The sequence below is a fragment of the Modestobacter marinus genome (assembly GCF_011758655.1).
In the GTDB taxonomy this organism is placed as follows: Bacteria; Actinomycetota; Actinomycetes; order Mycobacteriales; family Geodermatophilaceae; genus Modestobacter; species Modestobacter marinus.
Map to the genome: position 1 here is coordinate 132,672 of NZ_JAAMPA010000003.1, position 24,436 is coordinate 157,107.

23 protein-coding genes are annotated in these 24,436 nt (G+C 74.6%); 11 read left to right on the top strand and 12 right to left on the bottom strand.

Annotated features, from left to right (window positions below; all coding sequences use genetic code 11):
* Positions 1–28 precede the first annotated feature (28 nt).
* Positions 29–1,807: a hypothetical protein gene (locus tag FB380_RS21595; RefSeq protein WP_166757421.1), complete on the top strand. Its 1,779-nt coding sequence runs from the start codon at positions 29–31 to the stop codon at positions 1,805–1,807.
* A gap of 27 nt (positions 1,808–1,834) precedes the next feature.
* On the opposite strand, the gene FB380_RS21600 is transcribed toward FB380_RS21595, so the two are convergent.
* Both FB380_RS21600 and FB380_RS21605 read right to left on the bottom strand, forming a co-directional pair.
* Positions 1,835–2,137 (bottom strand): antibiotic biosynthesis monooxygenase, encoded by a 303-nt coding sequence (locus tag FB380_RS21600; protein ID WP_166757422.1) that lies wholly within the window; start codon positions 2,135–2,137, stop codon positions 1,835–1,837.
* Between the two features lie 133 nt (positions 2,138–2,270).
* A complete protein-coding gene (locus FB380_RS21605; protein WP_166757423.1) occupies positions 2,271–2,867 on the bottom strand; it encodes an SACE_7040 family transcriptional regulator in 597 nt (198 codons plus the stop codon).
* A 62-nt stretch (positions 2,868–2,929) separates the two neighbouring features.
* Between FB380_RS21605 and FB380_RS21610 the strand changes: the two genes are divergently transcribed.
* Positions 2,930–4,525 (top strand): carboxyl transferase domain-containing protein, encoded by a 1,596-nt coding sequence (locus tag FB380_RS21610; RefSeq protein WP_166757424.1) that lies wholly within the window; start codon positions 2,930–2,932, stop codon positions 4,523–4,525.
* 46 nt (positions 4,526–4,571) lie between these two features.
* Here FB380_RS21610 and FB380_RS21615 read toward each other — a convergent pair whose 3' ends face one another.
* Positions 4,572–5,102, bottom strand: coding sequence for a ferritin (locus tag FB380_RS21615; protein ID WP_166757425.1), 531 nt, complete (start codon positions 5,100–5,102; stop codon positions 4,572–4,574).
* Positions 5,103–5,200: 98 nt separating this feature from the next.
* On the opposite strand from FB380_RS21615, the gene FB380_RS21620 reads away from it, so the two are divergent.
* From FB380_RS21620 to FB380_RS21630, 3 genes are read left to right on the top strand one after another with little or no spacing between them, the layout of a single operon-like run.
* Positions 5,201–5,365, top strand: a complete 165-nt coding sequence (locus FB380_RS21620) for a hypothetical protein (RefSeq protein WP_166757312.1) — start codon at positions 5,201–5,203, stop codon at positions 5,363–5,365.
* Positions 5,366–5,420: 55 nt separating this feature from the next.
* Positions 5,421–7,415 carry an acetyl-CoA carboxylase biotin carboxylase subunit gene (locus FB380_RS21625; protein ID WP_166757426.1) on the top strand — a complete coding sequence of 665 codons (1,995 nt, stop codon included), beginning with the start codon at positions 5,421–5,423 and terminating at the stop codon, positions 7,413–7,415.
* A gap of 2 nt (positions 7,416–7,417) precedes the next feature.
* Positions 7,418–8,572 carry an acyl-CoA dehydrogenase family protein gene (locus FB380_RS21630; protein ID WP_166757427.1) on the top strand — a complete coding sequence of 385 codons (1,155 nt, stop codon included), beginning with the start codon at positions 7,418–7,420 and terminating at the stop codon, positions 8,570–8,572.
* 42 nt (positions 8,573–8,614) lie between these two features.
* On the opposite strand, the gene FB380_RS21635 is transcribed toward FB380_RS21630, so the two are convergent.
* Positions 8,615–9,844, bottom strand: a complete 1,230-nt coding sequence (locus tag FB380_RS21635; protein WP_208383945.1) for a multidrug effflux MFS transporter — start codon at positions 9,842–9,844, stop codon at positions 8,615–8,617.
* A gap of 39 nt (positions 9,845–9,883) precedes the next feature.
* On the opposite strand from FB380_RS21635, the gene FB380_RS21640 reads away from it, so the two are divergent.
* Both FB380_RS21640 and FB380_RS21645 read left to right on the top strand, forming a co-directional pair.
* A complete protein-coding gene (locus FB380_RS21640; RefSeq protein ID WP_166757429.1) occupies positions 9,884–10,336 on the top strand; it encodes a MarR family winged helix-turn-helix transcriptional regulator in 453 nt (150 codons plus the stop codon).
* Positions 10,333–10,473: a hypothetical protein gene (locus tag FB380_RS21645; protein ID WP_166757430.1), complete on the top strand. Its 141-nt coding sequence runs from the start codon at positions 10,333–10,335 to the stop codon at positions 10,471–10,473. The genes FB380_RS21640 and FB380_RS21645 overlap by 4 nt, the downstream gene beginning before the upstream one ends.
* 45 nt (positions 10,474–10,518) lie before the next feature.
* Here FB380_RS21645 and codB read toward each other — a convergent pair whose 3' ends face one another.
* Positions 10,519–11,811, bottom strand: coding sequence for a cytosine permease (gene codB, locus FB380_RS21650; RefSeq protein ID WP_166757431.1), 1,293 nt, complete (start codon positions 11,809–11,811; stop codon positions 10,519–10,521).
* Positions 11,808–12,329 (bottom strand): nucleoside deaminase, encoded by a 522-nt coding sequence (locus tag FB380_RS21655; RefSeq protein ID WP_166757432.1) that lies wholly within the window; start codon positions 12,327–12,329, stop codon positions 11,808–11,810. The genes codB and FB380_RS21655 overlap by 4 nt, the downstream gene beginning before the upstream one ends.
* A gap of 137 nt (positions 12,330–12,466) precedes the next feature.
* On the opposite strand from FB380_RS21655, the gene FB380_RS21660 reads away from it, so the two are divergent.
* The gene (locus FB380_RS21660; protein ID WP_166757433.1) at positions 12,467–13,999 is read left to right on the top strand and encodes a PucR family transcriptional regulator; all 1,533 of its coding nucleotides are present in this window, start codon (positions 12,467–12,469) and stop codon (positions 13,997–13,999) included.
* A gap of 28 nt (positions 14,000–14,027) precedes the next feature.
* Here FB380_RS21660 and FB380_RS21665 read toward each other — a convergent pair whose 3' ends face one another.
* From FB380_RS21665 to FB380_RS21680, 4 genes are all read right to left on the bottom strand, one after another.
* Positions 14,028–15,041, bottom strand: a complete 1,014-nt coding sequence (locus tag FB380_RS21665) for an NADPH:quinone reductase (protein WP_166757434.1) — start codon at positions 15,039–15,041, stop codon at positions 14,028–14,030.
* Between the two features lie 82 nt (positions 15,042–15,123).
* Positions 15,124–15,471: a WhiB family transcriptional regulator gene (locus FB380_RS21670; RefSeq protein WP_425563416.1), complete on the bottom strand. Its 348-nt coding sequence runs from the start codon at positions 15,469–15,471 to the stop codon at positions 15,124–15,126.
* A 372-nt stretch (positions 15,472–15,843) separates the two neighbouring features.
* On the bottom strand, positions 15,844–17,523 hold the full coding sequence (locus FB380_RS21675) for a DUF885 domain-containing protein (protein ID WP_166757435.1): 1,680 nt from the start codon (positions 17,521–17,523) through the stop codon (positions 15,844–15,846).
* Positions 17,524–17,565: 42 nt separating this feature from the next.
* Positions 17,566–18,015, bottom strand: coding sequence for a cupin domain-containing protein (locus FB380_RS21680; protein ID WP_229682280.1), 450 nt, complete (start codon positions 18,013–18,015; stop codon positions 17,566–17,568).
* A 144-nt stretch (positions 18,016–18,159) separates the two neighbouring features.
* On the opposite strand from FB380_RS21680, the gene FB380_RS21685 reads away from it, so the two are divergent.
* Positions 18,160–19,116 (top strand): SRPBCC family protein, encoded by a 957-nt coding sequence (locus tag FB380_RS21685; RefSeq protein WP_166757437.1) that lies wholly within the window; start codon positions 18,160–18,162, stop codon positions 19,114–19,116.
* 158 nt (positions 19,117–19,274) lie between these two features.
* Positions 19,275–21,173, top strand: a complete 1,899-nt coding sequence (locus FB380_RS21690) for a glycosyl hydrolase family 28-related protein (RefSeq protein WP_166757438.1) — start codon at positions 19,275–19,277, stop codon at positions 21,171–21,173.
* 43 nt (positions 21,174–21,216) lie between these two features.
* On the opposite strand, the gene FB380_RS26120 is transcribed toward FB380_RS21690, so the two are convergent.
* Positions 21,217–22,188 carry a LacI family DNA-binding transcriptional regulator gene (locus FB380_RS26120; RefSeq protein WP_166757439.1) on the bottom strand — a complete coding sequence of 324 codons (972 nt, stop codon included), beginning with the start codon at positions 22,186–22,188 and terminating at the stop codon, positions 21,217–21,219.
* A gap of 76 nt (positions 22,189–22,264) precedes the next feature.
* A complete protein-coding gene (gene yczE / locus FB380_RS21700; RefSeq protein WP_188959678.1) occupies positions 22,265–22,921 on the bottom strand; it encodes a membrane protein YczE in 657 nt (218 codons plus the stop codon).
* Positions 22,922–22,930: 9 nt separating this feature from the next.
* On the opposite strand from yczE, the gene FB380_RS21705 reads away from it, so the two are divergent.
* A complete protein-coding gene (locus tag FB380_RS21705; RefSeq protein WP_166757440.1) occupies positions 22,931–24,364 on the top strand; it encodes an aminotransferase-like domain-containing protein in 1,434 nt (477 codons plus the stop codon).
* The last annotated feature ends 72 nt before the right edge of the window (positions 24,365–24,436 follow it).

The following is a 24,436-nucleotide window of genomic DNA, read 5'->3' on the forward strand; positions in this document are numbered from 1 at the left end:
CGCCGCGCCCCCTGCCCCTGGAGAGTCCGTGCTGATCCTCACGCCGACGCCGCTGCAGTCAGCGGCCGAGCGTGCGTTGTTCGCCGAGCTCGCCGGCTGGGACACCGGCAGCGGCGTGCGTGGTGCCGTGATGGCCTCGCTGCCCCTCGTCGAGGGCCCGATGCAGCGCCGCCAGTCCGACGCGGTGCTCTTCGTGCCCGAGGGCATCGCGGTCGTCCGGGTGGTCGAGGTGGAGCGCCAGTCCGGCGTGGTCACGGCCGCACCCGAGGGTGCCTGGACCATCGGTCCCGGCGACGGGCCCGGCGAGGTGCTCCAGCTGGCCGGTGGGGGCTCCAACCCCCTCGACGGCCTGATGCGGTCGGGCATGCACGCCGCGGTGACGCTGCGGCAGGCCGGGCTGGAGCCCGGGCGGATCGCCCGGCTCACCGTCCTCACCGGTTCGGTCAGCGGGCTGCTGCCCGCCGACGGCGACCTGGGCGAGGGCGACCAGGTCGCCCTCCTGGACTCGGGCTCGCTGCAGCTCGGCGTCGCCCGCGCGGCCCGGCACGCGGGCACGGACAACCCGCGACTGTGGACGACGGCCGACGTCCGGGCCGGCATCGAGGCCCTCGGCATGGCCGGCCGGATCCCCACGGTCGAGGAGCTCAACGGCGAGGGGTTCCCGTACTCGCCCTACGTGCTGCGGCGTCCCGACCTGCTGACCCCGGCTGCGCTGAACGCCGCACCCCAGCGCACCGCCGGGTACGCGCCGACGGCCGCACCGACGGCGGGCGGGCCGAGGCGCGGCGACGGCGGGGCCGGGCCGCTGGTCGACCCGGCGGCCGCGGCCCGGATCGCCGCCGCCGCCGTCCAGGCGCAGGAGGCCGCCGAGCGCAGGGACGCCGCGCCGCTGTCCGCCGCCACCCCGCCCGCGGCGGAGGTCCCCGCTCCCGCGGACCATCGGCCGCCGAGCCGGCCCGGCGACACCATGACGCTGCTCCACGAGCCGGCCGGGCCCCCGGCGGACGACACCGGCGGCCTGGGCGGGCTCTTCGGTGACCCCGGCACCGCGACGCCGGTCGCGGAGCCCGCACCGCAGCCGCTGCGCGAGCTGCCGCCCGAGCTCCGGCCCCGGCCGCAGGCCCGGCCCGTTCCGGCGGGCAGCACCGCGACGACCACCTCGGGTGGCTCCTCCGGTCGCCGGCAGGTCGCCCTCGTGCTGGCCGCGTTGGCGGTGGTGGCGCTGCTCGTGGTCGTGGGCGTCCTGGCACTCAGCGACGACGAGGGCGACGCGGGGACGACGACGGCGGGCGCGACCGCCGGTGCGGCACCCGCCACCCCGTCGGCGCCCGCGGGCCCGGTCGTCGGCGACACCGCCGTCGTGAACGGCACGACCTTCACGCTGCAGGTGGTGGAGGAGAACTCGACCTGCAACGGGCACGCCTACGACGCCGTCGCCGGCTTCTTCGCCAACAACGACTGCACCGACCTGGACCGGGCGCTGTGGTCGGCCGACGTCGAGGGCCTGCCCGTCGTCGTCTCGGTGGCCCGGGTGACCATGCCCGACCCGGCCAGTGCGCAGGCGCTCCGGTCGCTGGCCGACACCGACGGCAGCGGCAACGTCAGCGACCTGCTGCGCGAGGGTGCGCGCTACGACGGTGCTCCCGAGCGGCTCTCCGGCGCGCAGTACGCCAGCAGCCAGCAGGGCGCCACGGTCACGATCGTCGAGACGTCGTGGGCCGGCGCCCAGCGGGGCGCCACGTCCGGGCTGGACGCCGTGGCCAGCGCCGGGCTCTCGCTGCCCGGCGACGGGGTCGACGCGAACTGAGCCGGGCCGTCGTCGGCGGCGACCAGGTCAGGACGCGGTCGGCTCGGCCAGCAGGTCGCTGACCAGCTCCAGGGTCAGCTCGGGGAACCGTTCCGCCACCGACTCCGACATCAACCGCTCTCCCTCGGGTTCGTCGAAGGCGCAGAGCTCCCTGGTGGCCGCGTCCGGCCAGCGGGCGTAGGCGACCCACGTGCCGTCGGCCGCCCGGTGCAGGCGGGACCCGTAGCTGCCGCAACGGGTGTGGATCGCGCGGGTGACCCGCTCCCAGCCGTCCCGGAACTGCTCCTCGCTGCCCGGCCGCAGCCGCCACCGGTACACCACCGCGTACACGTGTCCTCCTCGTCCGGTGACGCGCTGCGCGTCGCCCGGGGGGACCCTCACACAGGCTCGCCACCGCGGCTGTCCGGGATGGACGTCGTGCCGACCGGCCGTCGTGGCTGCTCCGCGCAGGCCCTGACCGGCCTCAGCTGGTGGCGGCGGCCATCGCCATCTCGGCCAGCAGGGCGGCCATCGCCGGGCGGGCGACCCGGCCTGCACTGTGCGGGGTGGAGTTGATCAGCCCGAAGAGCGCGTGTGCCCGGGCGCGGCAGGCCGCGGTGGAGGCTCCGGGGTGGACCCGGGCCAGCACGGTGACCCACTCCTCGACGTAGCGCCGCTGCAGCTGCCGCACCTGACGGGCGTCCCGGTCGGTCAGTGCACCCAGGTCGCGGTCCTGCACCGTGATGAGCGCGGGGTTGTCCAGCGCGAAGTCGACCTGGAACTCCACCAGGGCGCGCAGCTGGTCGACCGGGACCGCGCCCGCCGCGGCCACCCGCTGGGTGCCGCCGGCCAGCAGCCGCTCGCTGATCCGCAGCAGCATCTCGGCCAGCATCGCGTCCTTGCTGGCGAAGTGCCGGTAGATCGCCGGGCCGGTGACGCCCACGGCGGCGCCCACGTCGTCGACCCCGACCGCCCGGGAGCCCCGCTCGGCGAACAGCTGGGCGGCGGCGCGCAGGATCTGCTCCCGGCGGGAGGGGTTCGCCGCGTCGCTGTGCAGGGCGCTGTCCTGCTGGGACGTCACGGCCTCAGGTTAATGGCCGTTCACACTGGACCGGCACTGTGAACCGTGGTTAACCTCACTCCGTGGACGCACCGGTGCTGCCCAGTGCCCCGTCGGGCGACCCTGCGCGCAACGCCGCGCACCACGCCGGGCTGGCCGCCGAGCTGGCCGACCAGCTGGCCCGGGTGGCCCTGGGTGGGGGTGAACGAGCCCGGCAGCGGCACACCGACCGCGGCAAGCTGCTGCCCCGCGAGCGGGTCGACGCGCTGCTGGACCCGGGCAGCCCGTTCCTGGAGCTGTCGCCGCTGGCCGCGCACGGCCTCTACGACGACGAGGCGCCGGCCGCCGGGATCATCACCGGCGTCGGGCGGGTCTCCGGACGCGAGGTCGTCGTCGTCGCCAACGACGCCACCGTCAAGGGCGGCACCTACTACCCGATGACGGTGAAGAAACACCTGCGCGCCCAGGAGGTCGCGGCCCAGAACCGGCTGCCCTGCGTCTATCTGGTCGACTCCGGCGGGGCGTTCCTGCCGCTGCAGGACGAGGTCTTCCCCGACCGCGACCACTTCGGCCGGATCTTCTTCAACCAGGCCAACCTGTCCAAGGCCGGCATCCCGCAGATCGCCGCCGTCCTCGGCTCGTGCACCGCCGGCGGTGCCTACGTGCCGGCGATGAGCGACGAGGCGGTGATCGTCCGAGACCAGGGCACGATCTTCCTGGGCGGCCCGCCGCTGGTGAAGGCCGCCACGGGGGAGGAGGTGAGCGCCGAGGACCTGGGCGGCGGTGACCTGCACTCCCGGGTCAGCGGGGTCACCGACCACCTCGCCGAGGACGACGCGCACGCGCTGCAGATCGTCCGGCAGATCATCGGCACCCTCGGCCCGCGCGAGCCCCGGCCCTGGGACGTCGAGCCCGTCGAGGAGCCGGCGTACCCGGCGGAGAGCCTGTACGACGTCGTCCCGGTCGACACCCGCACGCCCTACGACGTCCGCGAGGTCATCGCCCGGCTGGTCGACGGCAGCCGGTTCGCCGAGTTCAAGCCGCTGTACGGGTCGACGCTGGTCACCGGCTTCGCCCGGCTGCACGGGCACCCGGTGGGGATCATCGCCAACAACGGCGTGCTGTTCGCCGAGTCCGCGCTCAAGGGCGCCCACTTCATCGAGCTCTGCGACCGGCGGAAGATCCCGCTGCTGTTCCTGCAGAACATCTCCGGGTTCATGGTCGGCCGCGACTACGAGGCCGGCGGCATCGCCAAGCACGGCGCGAAGATGGTCACCGCCGTGGCCTGCGCCCGGGTGCCGAAGCTGACCGTCGTCATCGGCGGCTCGTTCGGTGCCGGCAACTACTCGATGTGCGGCCGGGCGTACTCGCCCCGCTTCCTGTTCACCTGGCCCAACGCCCGCATCTCGGTGATGGGCGGGGAGCAGGCGGCCAGCGTGCTGGCGCAGGTGCGCCGCGACCGGCTCGGCGACGGCTGGAGCGCGGAGGACGAGGAGGCGTTCAAGGCGCCGATCCGCGCCCGGTACGAGGAGCAGGGCCACCCGTACCACGCCACGGCCCGGCTCTGGGACGACGGCGTCATCGACCCCGCCCAGACCCGCACCGTGCTCGGGCTCGCGCTCTCCGCGTGCGCCAACGCACCCCTCGAGGAGGTCGGCTATGGCGTCTTCCGGATGTGAGCCGCGTCGCGAGGGCAGAAATGGCCATTTCTGCCCTCCCGGGAGATCAGGCGGGGGCGCCGGCGATCGAGGGGGCCATCGGGTCGGTGCCCTCGGGCTTGACCTCGCGCAGCACGTAGTCCTCGATCTGCTCCACGTCGTGGGCCGAGCGGCGGACGACGGCGAGCAGGTCGCTCATCTTGCTGACCTCCTCGACCTGCTCCTTGATGAACCACTGCATGAACTGGTCGGAGGCGAAGTCGTTGTGCTGCCGGGCGACCGCGGTGAGCTGGTTGATCTGCTCGGTGACCCGCTTCTCCTGCTCGAGGGCGAGCGCGACCGGGGCGACCACGTCGGAGAACCCGTTGATCGGGGCGGCGATGCCGGGGATCTGCACGGGTGCGTCGGCGTCCAACAGGTAGCGGACCATCATCATCGCGTGGTTCCGCTCCTCGGCGGCCTGGTCGAAGAACAGCTGCGCGGTCTGCGGCATGGTCAGGTCGTCGAAGTAGATGGCGATCGCCACGTACTGCTGGTGGGCGGCGAACTCGTGGCCGATCTGGGCGTTGAGCAGGTCGATGAAGGCATCGGCGGCCATCGGGGCTCCTGTGGGTCGCGGGGGGACGTCCCTGGAACGGTAGCGGCCGACACGCCGCAGGCGTGGACGGGTCGGGAAGGCATGGCTAACCTCACCGCGTGGGGAAGTCGGCCAAGATGCCCAAGAAGAAGTGCTGCGTGGACAAGCCGCGGTGCGGTCGCTGTCCGCTGCGGGCGCTCGCCGAGGGGACGCTCCCGCCCGGCTACACGGTCAAGAAGCGCCGGCTGGTCAAGGTCGACACCGGCGACCGCAAGGCAGCCTGACCCGACCTCCAGGGGCAGAAATGGCCATTTCTGCCTCGGCGGGGGGTGCTGAGCCGTGTTCGACACCGTCCTGGTCGCCAACCGCGGCGAGATCGCCGTCCGGGTCATCCGGACGCTGCGGGCGATGGGCATCCGCTCGGTCGCGGTGCACAGCGAGGCCGACGCCGGCGCGCTGCACACCCGGCTGGCCGACGTCGCCGTCCCGATCGGCCCGGCGCCGGCCGCGCTGAGCTACCTGTCGATCGACCGGGTGCTGGACGCCGCCCGGCGCACCGGCGCGCAGGCCGTGCACCCCGGGTACGGCTTCCTGTCCGAGAACGTGGAGTTCGCGCGGGCCTGCGAGAAGGCCGGGATCGTCTTCATCGGCCCGCCGGTCGCGGCCATCGAGGCGATGGGCGACAAGATCCGGGCCAAGCGGACCGTCGCCGCGGCCGGGGTGCCGGTCGTGCCGGGCCGCACCGAACCGGGCATGGACGACGACGCGGTCGCCCGGGCGGCGGTCGAGGTCGGCTTCCCGGTGCTGCTCAAGCCCAGCGCCGGTGGCGGCGGCAAGGGCATGCGGGTGGTGCGCGACCCGGCCGAGCTGGCCGAGCAGATCGCCGGCGCCCGCCGCGAGGCCCGCAGCTCCTTCGGCGACGACACGCTGCTGGTCGAGCGCTACCTCGGCCACTCCCGGCACATCGAGGTGCAGGTCTTCGGCGACGAGCACGGCACCGTGGTGCACCTGGGCGAGCGGGAGTGCAGCCTGCAGCGCCGGCACCAGAAGGTGGTCGAGGAGGCGCCGTCGCCGCTGCTCTCCCCGGCCCAGCGCGAGGGCATGGGCCGGGCGGCGGTCGAGGCGGCCCGGGCGGTGGGCTACACCGGGGCCGGGACGGTCGAGTTCATCGTCGACGCCGACTCCCCGCAGGACTTCTTCTTCCTGGAGATGAACACCCGGCTGCAGGTCGAGCACCCGGTCACCGAGTGCGTCACCGGGCTGGACCTGGTCGAGCTCCAGCTGCGGGTGGCGGCCGGGGAGCCGCTGCCGATCGGGCAGGACGACGTCCGGCTGACCGGGCACGCGATCGAGGCCCGGGTCTACGCCGAGGACCCGGCCCGCGGGTTCCTGCCGCAGGCCGGGGACGTCGTCGGTCTGGTCGAGCCGGCCGGCGCCGGGATCCGGGTGGACAGCTCGCTGCGGGTCGGCGGCGTCGTCGGCACCGACTACGACCCGATGCTGGCCAAGGTGGTCGCCTGGGGCCCGGACCGGGAGACCGCCCGGGCCCGGCTGGTCACCGCACTCGGCGACACCGCCGTCCTGGGCGTGGCCACGAACACCGGCTTCCTGCGGGACCTGCTGACCGACCCCGACGTCGTCGCCGGCCGGCTGGACACCGGGCTGATCGAGCGGCGCGGCGAGGCGCTGACCGGCGCCCGCCCGACCCCGCCGCACGTCCACGCGGCGGCGGCCCTGGCGCTGCTGGCGGAGATCGAGCCCCGAGGGGCCGTGGTCGATCCCTGGGCGGACACCTCGGGCTGGCGGCTGGGTGAGCCGGCCTGGACGGTGCGCCGGCTGCAGGCGCCCGGCGCGGACCCGGTGACCGTCCGGGTGCGCGGCCGCACGACCGCCGCGCAGGTGCGCGTCGGGGACGGCGAGCCGATGGCCGCCCGGGTCGACCGGGACGGCGACCGGCTGAGCGTGACCCTGGACGACGTCACCACCCGCTACACGGTGGTGCACGCCGGGGGCACGGTCTGGCTGGCCGGCGACGGGCACACCGTCGGGCTCCGCGAGCACGAGCGGCTGGCCGCGGCCGGGACGGCGGCCGGGTCCGACGGCGCGGTGTCCGCGCCGATGCCCGGCACGGTCACGGTGGTGCAGGTGTCCCTCGGGGACCAGGTCGAGGCGGGCACCCCGCTGCTGGTCGTCGAGGCGATGAAGATGGAGCACGTGCTGACCGCCCCCCTCGCGGGGACGGTCACCGAGCTCCCGGTGACGGCCGGCCAGTCGGTCCGGCTAGACGAGCGGGTGGCCGTGGTGACCCCACCGGCGCCCGGCGAGGAGGAGTGACCGTGCTGGACTACCGGCTCGACGAGGAGACCGAGGCGCTGCGGAAGGTGGTCCGCGAGTTCGCCGTGGAGGTCATCGCCCCGCAGATCGGCGGGTTCTACGAACGCGACGAGTTCCCCACCGACATCGTGCGGCAGATGGGCGAGCTGGGGCTGTTCGGCCTGCCGTTCCCCGAGGAGTACGGCGGCTCGGGTGGTGACTACTTCACCCTCTGCGTCGCGCTGGAGGAACTCGCCCGGGTCGACAGCTCGGTGGCGATCACCCTGGAGGCCGGGGTGTCGCTGGGCGCGATGCCGATCTTCCGGTTCGGCACCGAGGAGCAGAAGAAGCAGTGGCTGCCCCGGCTGTGCGCCGGTGAGGCGCTGGGCGCCTTCGGGCTCACCGAGCCCGGTGGCGGCTCGGACGCCGGCGCCACGAGGACCACGGCCCGGCTCGAGGACGGCGAGTGGGTGATCAACGGCTCCAAGGCGTTCATCACCAACTCCGGCACCGACCTCACCGACCTGGTCACGGTCACCGCGGTCACCGGCACGAAGGCCGACGGCAGCAAGGAGATCTCCACGATCGTCGTGCCGTCGGGCACCCCGGGGTTCGCCGTGGGGCAGCGCTACGCGAAGGTCGGCTGGAACGCCTCGGACACCCGCGAGCTGTCCTTCAGCGACTGCCGGGTGCCCGCGGAGAACCTGGTGGGGGAGCGGGGCCGGGGGTACGCCCAGTTCCTGTCGATCCTGGACGAGGGCCGGATCGCGATCTCCGCGCTGGCCGTGGGGCTGGCCCAGGGGTGCGTCGACGAGTCGGTGAAGTACGCCGCGGAGCGGGAGGCGTTCGGGCAGCCGATCGGCCGCAACCAGGCGGTGCAGTTCATGATCGCCGACATGGAGGTGCGGGCCTCGACCGCGCGGCTGGCCTACTACCGGGCGGCGGAGAAGATGCTGCGCGGGGAGCCGTTCAAGCGGGAGGCGTCGATCGCCAAGCTGTACAGCTCGGAGATGGCGATGGAGAACGCGCGCTACGCCACCCAGGTGCACGGCGGCTACGGGTTCATGACCGAGTTCCCGGTCGGCCGGTTCTACCGCGACGCCAAGATCCTGGAGATCGGCGAGGGCACCAGCGAGGTCCAGCGCATGCTCATCGCCCGCTCCCTCGGCGTGGGCTGAGCTGACGGGCCACCGGACCGCCCGTCGCACGAGTCGGCGACGTCAGTGCCGGCGCACGGACGGTCGGACGAGAGCGAGGAGGAGGGCCGGCACGGCGCAGCAGCACATCACCGCGCCCATCGCCACGGCGTCGTCCCCGGTCGCGCCCAGCGCGGCCGCGGCGACGCCCGCGATGAGGAACTGGGTCATGCCCTGCAGCGAGGAAGCCGCTCCCGCGGTGGTGCCGTGCTCGGCCAGCGCCATCGACGTCGCGTTGGTCAGCACCGGCCCGAGCATCGCCACGACCAGGAACAGGAAGACCAGGAGCAGCGGCAGCGGTGCGCCGGCGAGCGCGCACCCCAGCACCCCGGCACTGCCCAGCACCGCCGTCGCCAGTGCGATGGTCAGCAGCCCGGCTTCGGTCCCGACCCGGCCGACCAGCCAGCCGTTGAGCTGGCTGCAGGCGACGATGCCCAGTCCGTTGACGGCGAAGACCAGGCTGAACTGCTGCGGGCTGAGCCCGTAGCCGTCCTGCAGGACGAAGGAGGACCCGGAGATGTAGGTGAAGACGGCGGCGAACATCAGGCCGGCGGCCAGGATGAGCCGGACGAAGCGACGGTCGGCTGCGAGCCGGGCGAAGGTGCGCGCCAGGGCTCGCGGGTGCGCCGACTGGCGGCGCTCGGGAGGGACGGTCTCGGGCAGCGTGAGGGCCACCGCGGACAGCAGCAGGACACCGATGCCGGCGAGCAGCACGAACAGCGCCCGCCAGGTGGTGACGGCCAGCAGCTGGCCACCGACCACCGGCGCCAGGATCGGGGCCAGGCCGTTGACGAGCATGAGGGTGGACAGGAAGCGGGTCATGGCCACGCCGCTGAACAGGTCCCGGGCGATGGCGCGGGCGAGCACCGTCCCGGCTGCCGCGCCCAGGGACTGCAGCACCCGGGCGGCGATGAGCCAGCCGACGTCAGGGGCCAGGGCACAGGCCAGGGAGGCGACGGCGTACAGCGCCAGGCCGATCAACAGCGGGCGGCGGCGTCCCCACGCGTCGGACAGCGGCCCGACCAGCACCTGCCCGACGGCCAGCCCGACGACGAACACGGTCAGGGTGGCCTGCACCGACGCGGTGGAGGCATCCAGGTGGGTGGCCATCCTGGGCATGGCAGGCAGGTACAGGTCGATCGTCAGGGCACCGAAGGCGCTGAGCGAGCCGAGCACCAGGACCAGCTGCCGGCGACGCGACCACGACGCCTGCACCGTGTCCGGTGACCGCTCGGCACGTCGGGTTATCTGCACATAACTATGGTGCCATAACTCCAGCGTTACCATCCGGACGTGACTCCTGCACGTGTCGACCCTGCCGACGACCCTCTCGCCGAGCTGGCCGATCTCCTGCTGAACGTCGCCCGGCTGGTGCGGGCGCGCACACCGTCCGGGCCCGAGGTGGTGGCGCTCACCGAGACCGAGCGGACGGTGATGCGGGTGGTCGACCTGCACCCCGGATCCGCACCCAGCGAGATCGCCCGGCGAGCGCGGCTGCAGCGCACCAACGTCAGCGCCGCGCTGCAGACCCTGGAGGGCAAGGGCATGGTCTCCCGCACATCGGGCTCGGGCCGCGGGGTCACCGTGGTCCCCACCGACCTGGCCAGGGCCAACCTCCGGTCCCTGCGCGCATCGTGGTCGCAGGAGCTGGCCGGCGTCGTCGACGACCTCGACGCCGTCCGGCGGTGCAACGAGGTCCTCGCCACGCTGGAGCACCACCTCACCAGCGAGGCCGGCGACGGATGACCGTCGGCCAGGACGGCGTGTGGCGGGCCGACCTCGGCACGCTGCGCCCCGGCACCCACGAGCTGGTGGCGCAACAGTCGATGGGCACCCGGGCCGCCGAGCCGGTGAGCGTCACCTCCACCGTCCGCGGGCGGTGACCTCCCGGCCGGCCCGGTCCCGGGTCGCCCGCTGTCGTCCCAGGCTCAGCCGACGGTGGCCGGGCGCCGACCGCGCTGCACGAGCAGCACCCCGAGCACGGCCACCAGCACGCCGATCACCGGCGGGATGCCCCAGCCCGCCTCGTTGCTCGCCCAGGCGGCGAGCGAGGCGACCAGGTAGACCGCGACGTTGCGCCACTCGATGCCGGGCAGCAGCGCGGTGTCCCCGGTCATCCCACCCCGCCACCGGGCGAGGAAGTCCCCGATCACCACGCCGCCGAGCGGCGGGATGAGGATGCCCAGCCACACCAGGTAGTCGATGAGGTTGTCGTAGATGCCGGTGACCGCGAGCAGCGTGCCCAGGACGACACCGCCGACCACGAAGGGCTTCTTGGACCGGGAGTCGGCGATCTCGGCGCCGGCGACGCCGAAGTTGTAGGCGGTGTTGTCGTTGGTGGTCCAGAGGTTGGCCACCAGGAACACCAGCCCCCAGCCGACCAGGCCCAGCTGGTACAGCACCAGCACGAAGTCACCCTCGCCGAAGGCGACGGCGCCGACCGCGCCGAAGCCGAGCATCAGCAGCTCGCCGATCAGGAAGGCGACCAGGCAGGCCCAGAAGCCGGCCGACGGCGTGCGGGCGAACCGGGTCCAGTTGGGTGCCTGGGTGCCGCCGGAGGCGAAGGTGCCGACCACGATCGTCACCGCGACGGCGACGGTCATGGTCTCGCTGGGCACGATCGCGCCCAGCCCGCTCCAGCCGCCCACCTCCTCCAGCGACCGCCAGGTCACCCACCCGGCCAGCGCGAGCAGCAGCGGGACCGAGACCAGCGACAGGGCGTACATCCCCTTGTAGCCGAAGTACGCCGTCGCCCCCATGACGGCGCCGCCGACCACCATCAGCGCCACCTCCGGCCCGCGTCCCTCCCAGCCCAGCGCGCTGGCGGTCAGCTGGGCGAGGGTGGCGACGGTGACGCCGTACCAGCCGACCTGGGTGCCGCCGAGCAGCAGCGAGGCGAGCTTCGCCCCCCGCGTGCCCAGCGTGTAGCGGCACATCATCACCGTGGTCAGCCCGGTGCGGGCGCCGATGCCGCCGATCGTCCCGACGTAGACGCCGAGGACGGCGCTCCCCAGCAGCAGCACCCAGATCAGGCTGCTCGCCGGGAAGGCGGCCCCGATCTGCGCACCGGCCAGCATCGTCGGGGTGAAGAAGGTGAAGCCGAGCAGCACGATCGACAGCGAGAAGAGCGACCGCCGGGCAGTGGCGGGCACCGGGTCGATCGGGTAGTCCGGGTCGACGACGGCGGGGGAGTCCGCCCGGCTGCCGGCGCTGGTGCTCAACGGACCGTCTCCCCAGCGGTCTGCGGACCGGCGGCCGGCTGCTCGCCGTCCTCGCCGATGTCCTCGTTCCACAACGCGGGCTGAGCGGCGATGAAGTCGGTCATCAGCTCGACGCACCGCGGGTCGTCGAGGACGACGACCTCCACGCCGTGCTCGGCGAGCCAGTCGTGCCCGCCGGAGAAGGTGCGGGCCTCGCCGACGACGAGCCGGGTGATGTCGAACTGGCGCACCAGCCCGCTGCAGTACCAGCAGGGCGACAGCGTGGTCACCATCGTGGTGCCGCGGTAGGAGGGCCGGCGGCCGGCCGCCCGGAACGCCGCCGTCTCGGCGTGCACCGACGGGTCGCCGTCCTGCACCCGCCGGTTGTGGCCGCGGCCCCAGACCGTGCCGTCCGGGCCGATCAGCGCCGCGCCGATGGGCACCCCGCCGGTGGCCAGCCCGGCCCGGGCCTCCTGCAGTGCCACCTCCAGCCAGGCCCGGTCCTGCGCTGGGTCCTGCGGGGCGGGGTGCTCGGTCATGCGGGTCTCCTCGGAGTGCGGGCGCCTCGGCGGGCGAGCTCGCACCGAGGTTCGCCGAGGCCGGCCGGGTGGGCAATGGTCACCGCGTCAGGCATCATCGCCCCGATCGATGACACTCTGTCGGGAGGGCGGCGTGCATGGCCCTGACCCTGGCCGAGTTCCTGCTGCTGCCCTCGGTCCAGCAGGCGAAGCCGGAGGTCGCCGTCGCCCCCGACCAGCTCGGGCGTGCCGTCCGCTGGGTGCACTCCAGCGAGATCTACGAGATCGGTCCGCTGCTCTCCGCCGGTGACCTGCTGCTGACCACCGGCCTCGGGCTCGCCGGGGCCGACGCCGGTGCCCGCCGGCACTGGGTGCGCGAGCTGGCCGCCCAGCGGGTCGCCGCAGTCGCGATGGAGCTGGGCCGGTCGTTGCCCGACCTGCCTGGCGAGATCCTCGACGAGGCGAGCCGGCTCGGCCTGCCGCTCTACGTGCTGCGCCAGGTCGTCCCGTTCATCCGCATCTCCGAGGAGGCCAACGGGGCGATCCTGCACGCCGACGCACCCCGGCTGCGGCTGGCCGACCGGGTGGTCCACGAGGTGCACGCGGAGCTGGCCGCCGGTGGCGGGACGCCCGCGGTGGTCTCGCGTGCCGCGCTCGCCACCGGGGGGCCGGCCGCGCTGGTCACCCGCTCCGGGCAGGTGGTCGCCGCAGCGGGGCTCCGCGACCAGCGGGCGACCGAGCGGCTGCTCCGCCGGCCGGCGGCCAGCTCCCCGGTCCGGATCTGGGACGTCGACTGGGGAGCGGTCGTGCTGGGCGCCGGGCCGGGGGTCGACCTGCCCGGGCTGCGCGTGCTCGCCGCCCGGCTGGCCAGCGTGGCCGCGGTGGCGGTCGGGCAGTCGGGCACCGGGTCGCCCGGGGACCTCGCCGCCCCGCTGCTGGCCGACCTGCTGGCCGACGCGGTGCCGGGTGTGCGGGAGCTGCTGGTCCGCGCGGGCCTGGCCCGGTTCCACCCCTCCCCGGACGCGCGGGTGCTCGGCATCGCCGCGTCCGCCGCCGACCCCCGGCAGGTGCTGTCCGCCTGGGCCCACGTGGCGCGGACCCACGACCTGGAGCTCCTCGCCGACCGGGTCCGTGGCGAGGCGGTCGGGCTGATCGCGGTGCCCGGGGCGCTGGCGCAGTCCGACCCGGCCGGCTGGCTGGCGGCCACCGTGCCCTCCGACGGCGCCGTCACCACGGTCGGGCCGGTCGTCCCGGTCGCCGACGCGGGCCGGTCGCTGCGGGAGGCGCACGACGCCCTGCCGGTCGCCGCGCTGCTCGGCCGCGGCACGGCGGTCACCCGGGACCTGGCCCTGGTGCGGCTGCTGGGCCGGCTCGACGACCGGGCGCTCACCCTGCTGGTCGACGACGCACTCGCCCCGTTGCTGGCCTGGGACGCCGCGCACGGCAGCGACCTGGCGCAGACCCTCGCTGTCCACCTGCGGCACGGCGGCAGCAAGACCCGGACCGCGGAGGCGATGCACGTGCAACGGCAGTCGCTGTACCAGCGACTGACCCGCATCGAGACGCTGCTGGGCCGCCCGGTGGACGACCCGACCTCGCACGAGCACCTGGTCCTCGCCACCTGCGCGCGCTCACTGCTCGACGCCCGCCAGGCCCAGCAGCGCCCCCGCCGGCGCCGGCCGGGCGGCTGACGGCGGGGTTCCTGCGCCCGGCCGGAGGTCAGCTGGTGACGTCGATGAGCACCTTGCCGACCGCGCCGTCCTGCACCGCCTGGTGGGCGGCCGCGGTCTCGGCCAGCGGGTGGACGTGCAGCGGGAGGCCGGCGTCGGCGCCGACCCGGACGGCGCCGTCCAGCACCGCGGCGTTGACGTCCTCGACGGCGATGTCCTTGGCCCGGGCGGGCTCGGTGTAGACGAGCACGAACTGCCAGCGGGCGTTGGGCACCATCTGGGCGCGCACCGGGATGGTCACCTCGGCGCCGCCGTCGTCGGCGTACATGGCGACCGCCCCGTGCATCGCGATCACCTGCGCGTCGGTGGCCGCGTTCTGCGCGGCCGAGACCTCGACGATCGAGTCGACGCCCTTCGGCGCGATCTTGCGCACCTCGGCGACGACGTCCTGCTGCGTGTAGTCGACGACGTGGTCGGCGCCGGCCTTGGCGGCCAGCTGCGCCTTCGCCGGGGAGCTGACCGTGGCGATGACGGTGGCCTCGGCCCAGCGGGCCAGCTGGATCGCCGCGTTGCCGACCGCGCCGGCACCGCCCTGGACCAGCACGGTGCGGCCGTTCAGCGAGCCGGGGGCGAGCCGGTCGGGGAGCGACTCCGCGACGGTGAGACAGCGGTGCGCGGTGAGGAACGGGATGCCGAGGGCGGCACCCAGCTCGAAGGACGGGTCGGCACCCAGGAGCACGGTCTGCCGCGCCGGGACGACGGTGTACTCCGCTGCCGTGCCGTGCGGTCGCTGCCACGCGGCCTCCCAGACCCACACGCGCTCGCCGACGAGCACGGGGGCGACGCCCTCGCCGACCGCGTCGATCGTGCCGGCGCCGTCCTGGTTGGGCACCTGACCGCCGGGGCCGGGCTCTGCGGTGCTGCGGGTCTTCCAGTCGGTCGGGTTCACGCCGGAGAAGGCCAGGCGCACCCGCACCTCACCGGGACCGGGGTCGGGGGTGGGGCGGTCGACGAGCTGCAGGACGTCGGGGCCGCCGGGCTGGGTGTAGGTGATGGCTCGCACGGAGCACCCCTACCCACGGTTCGCCGCCCCGATCATCGGCCCCCTCCCGAGCCTCAGAGGGGCAGGGGGACGAGCTCCGCCGTCAGCTGGCGCGGCGGCGGAGGCGGCGACGCTCGCGCTCGGAGAGCCCGCCCCAGATGCCGAAGCGCTCGTCCATGGTCAGGGCGTACTCGAGGCACTCGGCGCGGACCTCGCAGCCGGTGCAGATCTTCTTCGCCTCGCGGGTCGAGCCGCCCTTCTCCGGGAAGAAGGCCTCGGGGTCGGTCTCGGCGCAGAGGGCGCGCTCCTGCCAGCTCTGGTCCTCGGTGCCCGGGAAGTCGGCGTCGAAGACGTCGGCCAGGCCGAGCACGTCCTGTCCGTAGGTGACCGGCGCCGCCTCGGCAGCAGCAGTCCGGTAGTCGCTCATCCACGTCACGTCGGCCATCACGATGCGTCCCCCTGCGTCTCGGTCCGGCCCACCGCCGGTGCGGTTGCCGTTTCGTCACCGTCGGTGACGTCGAGGGGAATTACACGGGGGTGGTTCCCGAGGCGTCAAATGTCCGGCAGATGACGCCGGGACCCACGAGTCACACCCGCCCCGTCGACCTCACGAGCATGTGGAGATCGGCCCGACACGCCGTGTCCAGGGTCAGGTTCTGCCCAGGGAGACCGATCGGTTCGTCCAGATCGAGATCGGCCCCCACGGCCAGATCTGGACGAACCGACCCGTGACCGTCCATCGGCGCGAGGACGTCGTCGAGTGACAGCTGAGCGGGGCTCCTGGCCGCCGGACGCCCCGCTCAGCTGTCACTCGGTGCGCGGGTCAGAAGCGGGCGAGCTCGGCGGCGAGCGGACCCAGGCCCAGCGGGCCCAGGTCCAGCACGGAGCGGTGCCAGGCCTTGAGGTCGAACTCCGCGCCGGCGCGCTGCTCGGCCTGCGCCCGGCAGGTCAGGAACACCCGCTCGCCGACCTTGTAGGACGGCGCCTGGCCCGGCCAGCCCAGGTAGCGGTGCAGCTCGTCGACCCGCATCGCGTCCTCCATGTCCACGTGCTCGCGGAGGAAGGCGAGCGCGACGTCGTAGGTCCAGCGGTCGCCGGTGGCCCGGCCGGGCGGGATGGGCAGGTCCAGGTGGACGCCGATGTCCAGGACGACCCGGGCGGCCCGGAGCTCCTGCGCGTCCAGCATGCCCAGCCGGTCGCCGGGGTCGTCCAGGAAGCCCAGCTCGCCCATCAGCCGCTCGGAGTACAGCGCCCAGCCCTCGCCGTGCCCGGAGCACCAGCAGAGCAGCCGCTGCCAGCGGTTGAGCAGGGCGGCGTTGTAGACGGTCTGCCCGATCTGCAGGTGGTGGCCGGGGACGCCCTCGTGGAAGACGGTCGTCGTCTCCCGCCAGGTGGTCATGTCGGTGACGCCGTCGGGCAGCGACCACCACATCCGGCCGGGGCGGCTGAAGTCCTCGGTCGGGCCGGTGTAGTAGACGCCCTCGCCGGAGGTCGGGGTGAGCCGGCCCTCGACCCGCTTCACCGGGCCGGGGATGTCGAAGTGCACGCCGTCCAGCGCTCTCATGGCCCGGTCGGCGGTGTCCTGCAGCCAGGCCTGCAGCGCGTCGCGCCCGCGGACCTGCCGGGCCGGGTCGGCGTCCAGCGCGGCCACCGCGCCCGCGACGCCCTGCCCGGGGGCGATCTGCTCGGCGACCGCCTGCTTCTCGGCGACGACCCGGGCCAGCTCGGCCCAGCCCCAGGCGTAGGTCTCCTCCAGGTCGAGGTCCATGCCGGTGAACAGCCGGGACTCCAGCGCGTACCGCTCGCGGCCGACGCCGTCGGCCTGCGGCGCGCGGGGGAGCAGCTCGCGCTCGACCGTGTCGGCGAAGTCGAGCAGCGCCGTCTGCACCCCCTCCACCGCCCGGTCCAGGTCGGCGCGCAACGCCTGGCCCACCGGCGCCGGGCCGGTGAGCCCCGCGTAGAAGCCGGGCTGCCCGCCGGCACCTGCCCAGCGGCGGGCGATGCCGGCGGCCAGCCGCACCTGCCGGACGGCGGAGACCCGGCCCCGGCCCGCGGCGTCGGTCAGCCCGGCCACGTAGCCACCGAGCGCCTCGGGGATCCCGGCGACCCGCCGGGCGACGACCGCCCAGTCCTCCTCGGTGTCGGTGGGCATGAGGTCGAAGGTGGTGCGGAAGTCCTGCAGCGGGCTCTCCATGCTGTTGAGCGCCGCCTGCGTCCAGCCGGCGTCGTGCAGCGCCAGCTCGGCGCCCAGCCGCTCGAGCATCGCGCTGCGGGCGACGTCGTCCCGCCGGTCGACCGGCTCGACCCGCTCGACCTCGGCGACGGTGCGGCGGAGCAGGTCGGCGCTCGCCGCGTGCCCGTCGGGGGTGAGGTCGGGCCAGCGGTCGTCGTGCCCGGGCACGCCGATGTAGGTCGCCACGGTGGGCTGGTCGGCGGCGTGGGCGTCGACGAAGCGGTCGGCCAGCTGGTCGAGAGGGGACGGGGGACGCGCGGGCTCACTCACCCCGCGGACGCTAGCCGCGGGTGGCGACGCCCGCACCGGAGATCAGTCGTCGGCGCCGTCCCCCTGCGGCAGCAGCGAGGGCAGGTTGACCACGATCGCCTCCTGGCTGCTGCGGGCGATGAGCACCACCGCCTCCTCGCCGCTGAGGTTCTCCTCGCGGTGCGGTGTGTACGGCGGCACGAAGACGTAGTCGCCCGGGCCGGTCTCCAGCCGCACCTCCTCACCGTGGGCGGCGAAGACGAACACCGGGTGGCCGCGCAGCACGTGGATCGCGGTCTCGGAGTCGCCGTGGTGGTGGTCGCCGGAGCCGGTGTGCGGGGGGACCCGCGTCTCGCCCATCCAGAGCCGCTGCGCGCCGACCGTGCCGGCCGAGATCGCCGCGTGCCGGGTCATGCCCGAGGTCTGCGCCGTCTCCGCGGACAGCTCACCGGCTCGTACGTGCCGGAGCGGCTGGTGCCAGTCGTCGGGGAAGTCCTGCTGCGGTGGGGTCACGGTGTTCCTCCAGGATCGGGACGTCGCCGACATCCTCGCCGACCGGGCGGGTGCACGTGGGGTCCTGGTCGACGGTGCGTGCATCGACCGCACGACGGGGTAGGGAGTGAGCCAGGACACGTCCCACCACGAGGAGGAACGGCGATGAGCACGAAGGTCGAAGAGTCGATCCAGGTCGACGTCCCGGTACGGACCGCCTACGACCAGTGGACCCAGTTCGAGGACTTCCCCCACTTCATGGGCGGGGTCACGGAGGTCTCCCAGCACGGTGACCAGCGGCTGCACTGGGTGGCCGAGATCGCCGGGGTGAAGCGGGAGTGGGACGCCGCGATCCTGGAGCAGATCCCGGACCAGAAGATCGCCTGGGCCGCCACGGACGGCGCGACGAACGCCGGCGCCGTCCGGTTCGAGCCCGCCGGTCCCGCCGCCACGATCGTCCACCTGACCCTGGAGTACGAGCCCGAGGGCCTCGTGGAGCAGGCCGGCGACAAGCTCGGCCTCGTGGGCCGGCAGGTGAGGTCGGACCTGGAGAAGTTCAAGTCCCTGATCGAGGACGAGGGCTACGCGAGCGGTGCGTGGCGCGGGTCGGTCCGCCCGGGGATGGGCGCCGGTACGCCCGGCGTCGAGGACGCGGCGTCCTCGCGCGGGGACAGCGGCAAGGCCGGCCTCTCGGCGAAGGCGGTGGTCGCCGGCGCAGCGGCGGTCGCCGGGGTGGCCGCCGCCGGTGCGGCCGTGGCCGGGTCGAAGAGCAGCTCGGAGTCCGGGGAGCAGCAGTCCGGGCAGCCGCGTGAGGTGCCCACCTCGCCCCCGGTGACGGCCTCGCAGCCGATGGCCCCGGCCCAGCCGGTGACTGCTGCCGAGCAGCCGCCCGCGGACGACGAGCGCGCCGAGGTGCTGGTCGAGGAGCCCGTGGCCGCACCCCGCGCCACCCCGGCTGCCGATCGTGGTGCGACGAACGGGAGCGACGAGGGTGCGGAGCCGATGGTCGAGGGTGGTCGCCCGGCCGACGCACCCCGCGGGACCCCGGCTCCCGAGGGCGGCGCGCGGACCGGAGGGGACGACGGCGAGGAGCCGATGGTCCGGGGCGGCCACCCCCGCTGACCCCGGAGGTGGGGGAGGGGCCGGGCGGCCCCTCCCTCACCCGGCGCGCCGGGCGGACCGGCGCGCCGAGCGACCCTTGACAGGGCTGTGCGGCTCCTCGACCCTCGCGGTGACCGAGTCACGTGACACGTGTCACCACTCAACGACGAGGACTCCGCATGGCATCTCGCAGCGTCCCTGCCCGCCCACCGGCCCCACCCCGCCGGCGACGACGTCGCCTCGGCGGCCTCCTGGCCCTGACCCTGGCGCTCGCCGCCGCCCCGGCGACCGCGAGCGCCGCGCCGCCCGGGAACGGGCCGGGCGGGGGTGCCGTCGACCTCGGCCCGAACGTCACCGTCTTCGACCCGAGCACCCCGGTGGACCAGATCCAGGCCACCCTCGACGCCACCCACGCCCAGCAGGTCGACAACGAGATGGGCACCGAGCGGTACGCCTATCTCTTCAAGCCCGGCACCTACGGCACCGACAGCGACCCGCTGCAGATCAAGGTCGGCTACAACACCGAGATCAGCGGGCTGGGCGCCTCGCCGTCCGACGTGGTGATCAACGGCAAGGTCGAGACGTACAACCGCTGTCTCGCCCCGGACAACTGCATCGCGCTGAACAACTTCTGGCGCACCGTCTCGAACCTGACCATCCAGGTCAACGGCACCGGGCAGGACGGCTGCCGTGCGACGGCCAACTTCTGGGCCGTCTCCCAGGCGGTGTCCCTGCGCCGGGTGCAGGTGCAGGGCGGCGACCTGTCGCTGATGGACTACTGCACCGCCGGTCCGCAGTACGCCAGCGGCGGGTTCATCGCCGACTCGACCGCCGGGACCGTCATCAACGGCTCGCAGCAGCAGTGGATCACCCGCAACAGCGTGATCGGCAGCTGGTCCAACGGCGTCTGGAACCAGGTCTTCTCCGGGGTCGAGGGCGCGCCGTCCGACGCCACCTTCCCCGACCCGCCGTACACCACGCTGGAGACCACCCCGCTCAGCCGGGAGAAGCCGTTCCTGTTCGTCGACGAGCGTGGCCGGTACGCCGTCCGGGTGCCCGACGCGCAGCGCGACACCCGCGGGGTCAGCTGGGACGAGGGGATGACGGCGGGGCGCACCATCCCGCTGAGCGACTTCCTCGTGGTCACCCCGGACACCGGGTTCGGCCGGATCAACTCCCAGCTCGCCCGGGGCGGGCACCTGCTGTTCACCCCCGGCGTCTACGACGTGGCGCACAGCCTGAAGGTCAAGCGGGCGGGCACCGTCGTCCTGGGCATCGGGCAGGCGACCCTCACGGCCACCCGCGGGGTCACCCCGCTGCAGGTCGAGGACGTGCCCGGCGTGGTCGTCGCCGGGCTCACCATCGACGCCGGGACCCAGCTGTCCCCGGTGCTGCTCCAGGTGGGTGACGGCAAGGGCCGCGCCACGTCCGACCCGGCGAACCCCACGACGCTGTCCGACGTCTACTTCCGGGTCGGCGGACCGCACATCGGCAAGGCCGGCACCGCCCTGGAGGTCAACAGCGACCACGTGCTCATCGACCACACCTGGGTGTGGCGGGCCGACCACGGCGTCGAGGGCTTCACCGCCGGCGTCAACGGCGACACCGACCGCTGGCGGACCAACACCGGGCGCAACGGCGTGGTCGTCAACGGCGACGACGTCACCGCCACCGGCCTGTTCGTCGAGCACTTCCAGCAGCACAACACCATCTGGAACGGCGAGCGCGGTCGCGTGGTGCTCTACCAGAACGAGATCCCCTACGACCCGCCGTCGCAGGCCGACTGGCAGGAGCCGGACGGCACGCTCGGCTGGGCCGCGTACAAGGTCGGGGACCACGTCCGGGAGCACCGGCTGGACGGCGGTGGCGTCTACGGCTACCAGCGCAACGCCGAGCCCGGCATCACCACCGAGACCGGGTTCGAGGTGCCGGTCCGTCCCGGCGTGCAGCTGCACCACGTCATGACCGTCCACCTGGACGGGATCGGCGTGATCGAGAACGTGGTCAACGACGTGGGTGGCCGGTCGGACCCGACCACCCAGGGCACCCCGCAGTACGTCGTGGACTACCCGGGCTGACCGGTCGCGGGCGGGCCGGGGCACCGCGCCCCCGGCCCGCCCGTCACGCCGAGTCCCGGACCACCAGCCGCAGCACCTCGGCCGGGTCGGGGGCGGGCGGCGGGCTGCCGTCCAGGGCCGCCGCGACGGCGGTGGCGATCGCCCGGGCCTGGACGGCCGCGTCCTGCGCCACGGTGGTCAGCGCCGGGTCGCTCAGCCGCCCGGCCGGGACGTCGTCCACGCCGACCACCGCGACGTCGCCCGGCACCGACAGGCCGCAGGCCCGCACGCCGGCGAGCACCGCGAGCGCCACCTCGTCGTTGTAGGCGGCCACCGCGGTGACCCCCGCGCTGCGCCAGGCACGGACCGCGTCGGCGGCCGAGTCGGCGTCCAGGTCGACGTCCCGCACCACCGGTGCGGCCAGCCCGCGGCGCGCGCACTCGGTGTGCACCCCGGTCAGCCGGCGCACGGCGAAGTCGGCCAGCCGGGGCTCGGCCGGGCCGGCCCAGCCCAGCCGGGTGTGCCCGGTGTCGGCCAGGTGCCGGGCCTGCAGCTGCCCGACCCGGGACTGCGCGACGGCGAACACCGCACGCGGGTCGTCGTCCAGGGAGGTGCTGAGCACCTGGATGCCGGCCCGGCGCATGGCGTCGGCGTCCTCCGCGCCGAACTCGGTGAAGCCGACGACGGCGCGCGGGGTCACCGCCCGCCACAGCTCCGCCAGGGGGCTCCGGCCGTGGTGCACGAGCACCGACAGCTGCCGTTCGGCCAGCTCCCGGGTCAGCTCGTCCAGCACGGTGTCCAGGACCGGGCCCACCGGCCAGTTCGGCAGCACGCAGAGCACCAGGTCGCTGCGGCCGCTGCGCAGCGTCCGGGCAGCGGCCGAGGGGGAGTAGCCCAGCCGGGCCGCCGCCGCCTGCACCCGCTGCCGGGTGTCCTCGGAGATCATCGCGCCGTGCTTGTCGTTGAGCACGTAGCTCACCGTCGTCCGGGAGACCCCGCTCTCCCGAGCGACGTCCGCGCTGGTGACCCGTGGCACGTCTCTCCTCCCGCCCGGTGGTGCGGTGATCGTGCCGTACCGGTGCCTGACAGGGGACACGCTGGTGTGCCGGCCGTCAGTCGGGGGCGACGGTCGAGATCGGGGGCCCCGTGACCGTGGCGGTCGAGCCGTCCCGGAGCCGGAACACCGGCAGCATGCTGTGCATCAGCGGCCCGATCGCGGCGGCGTACAGCACTGTCCCGACCCCGACGGTGCCGCCGAGCAGCCAGCCGCCGCCCAGCACCACCAGCTCGATCGTCGTCCGCACGACCCGCACGGAGTGGCCGCGGGCGGCGATGCCGGTGGTCAGCCCGTCGCGCGGCCCGGCACCGAGCCCCGCGCCGATGTAGGCGCAGGTGGCCACCGCGTTGAGCAGCACGCCGGCCAGCAGCAGCGGGACGCGGGCGCCGAGCGCCTCCGGCGCCGGCAGCAGCACCAGCGTCGCGTTGATGGCCAACCCGATGAGGACGACGTTGCACAGCGTGCCGAGCCCGGGCCGCCGGTGCAGCGGCACCCACAGCAGCAGGACGACCGCACCGACCATGATCGAGCCGGTGCCGACCTCGACGCCGAGCACGCCAGCGAACCCCTGGTCCAGCACGCCCCAGGGCATCTGCCCCAGGTCCGCCCGCAGCATCATCGCGACGCTGACGCCGTAGAGGGCCAGGCCGCCGAGCAGCAACCCCAGCCGGGCGGGACGGCGGTCGACGGGCACCGGGTCGATCAGTCGCATGAGGCAACGATGAACGACTTGGCCCTGCCCGAACAGGGCCAAGTCGCGCACAATGGCCCGGTGCGCACCGACCGGCTGGCCGACCTCCTGGGACCCTGGCTGGACGGCGGCCGGGCCTATGCCGGCGTGGCCGCCGGGATCCGCGGCCTCGCGCTCGACGGCCGGCTGTCGGTGGGCGCCCGGGTGCCCTCGGAGCGGCAGCTGGCCCAGGCGTTGGGCCTGAGCCGCACCACCGTCACCGCCGCCTACGACGTGCTGCGTGGCGAGGGCTACCTGCACAGCGCGGCAGGTGCCGGGAGCCGGGTGACCCTCCCGTCGGCGGCGCCGGTCCGCCCGGACGCCGACCCGGGCGAGCCTGCCGTCGTCCGGGACCTGACCATCGCGGCCGCCCCGGCACCCGCCCAGCTCCTCGACGCCGTCGCCGGGGCCACCGCCGACCTGCGTCCGCTGCTGGCCGGCCACGGCCTGCACCCCTACGGCCTGCCGGCGTTGCGCACCGCCATCGCCGGGCACCTGACCCGCCGCGGGCTGACCACGGACCCGGAGCAGGTGCTGGTCACCAACGGTGCGCTGGCGGGCTGGGACCTGCTGCTGCGCACCGTCGCCCGGCCCGGGCAGCGGGCACTGGTCGAGCAGCCCACCTACCCGGCGGCGCTGGACTGCCTCGCGGCCCACCACCTGCGGCCGGTCGCGCTGCCGGTGGGCGCCGACGGCTGGGAGCTGCCGGGCGCCGCGGCCGACGTGGCGCTGGTGACCCCCGACGGGCAGAACCCCACCGGCCTGCTCGCCGACGACGGCCAGCGCCGGGCGCTGCTGGCGGCCCTCGACGCGCCGGTGGTCGCCACGGACGAGACGTTCGCGGAGCTGGTGCTCGACGGCGCGCGGCCCACCGCGCTCGCCGCGCTCGACCGCCGGGTCGTGACGCTCGGCTCGATGAGCAAGGCGTACTGGTCGGGCCTGCGGGTGGGCTGGGTGCGGGCGGACCCGGCACTGCTGGCCAGGCTCGCGCAGGCGCGCGGCACGGTCGACCTCAGCAGCCCGGTGCTGGAGCAGCTGGTCGCTGCCCGGCTGCTCGCCGTCGCCGACGAGGTGCTCGCCGACCGGGTCGCCTGGCTGACCGCCGCCCGGGACGGGCTGCTGGCCGCGCTCGCCGCCCGGCTGCCGGACTGGCGCGTCGTGCGGCCGCGGGCCGGCTCGGTGCTCTGGGCGCAGCTGCCGGGGGAGAGCTCCACCCGGCTCGCCGCGCACGCCCTCGACCTGGGCCTGCGGGTGACCCCGGGGCCGCGGTTCACCGTCGACGGCACCGCCGACCGGTGGCTGCGGCTGCCGCTGAGCGTGCCACCGGAGCAGGCCGACGAGGTGGCCGCCGTGCTGGAGGCGGCCTGGGCGCGCACGGCGAGCGGGGCGGACAGCCGCCGCACGCCGTCCCGCTGGACCGCTTGACCCCCGGAGCAGCGTGGATCAGGTGCCCTGATCACCCGCTGTCCGCCCGCAGCAACGCTGGTGCGGGGGGAC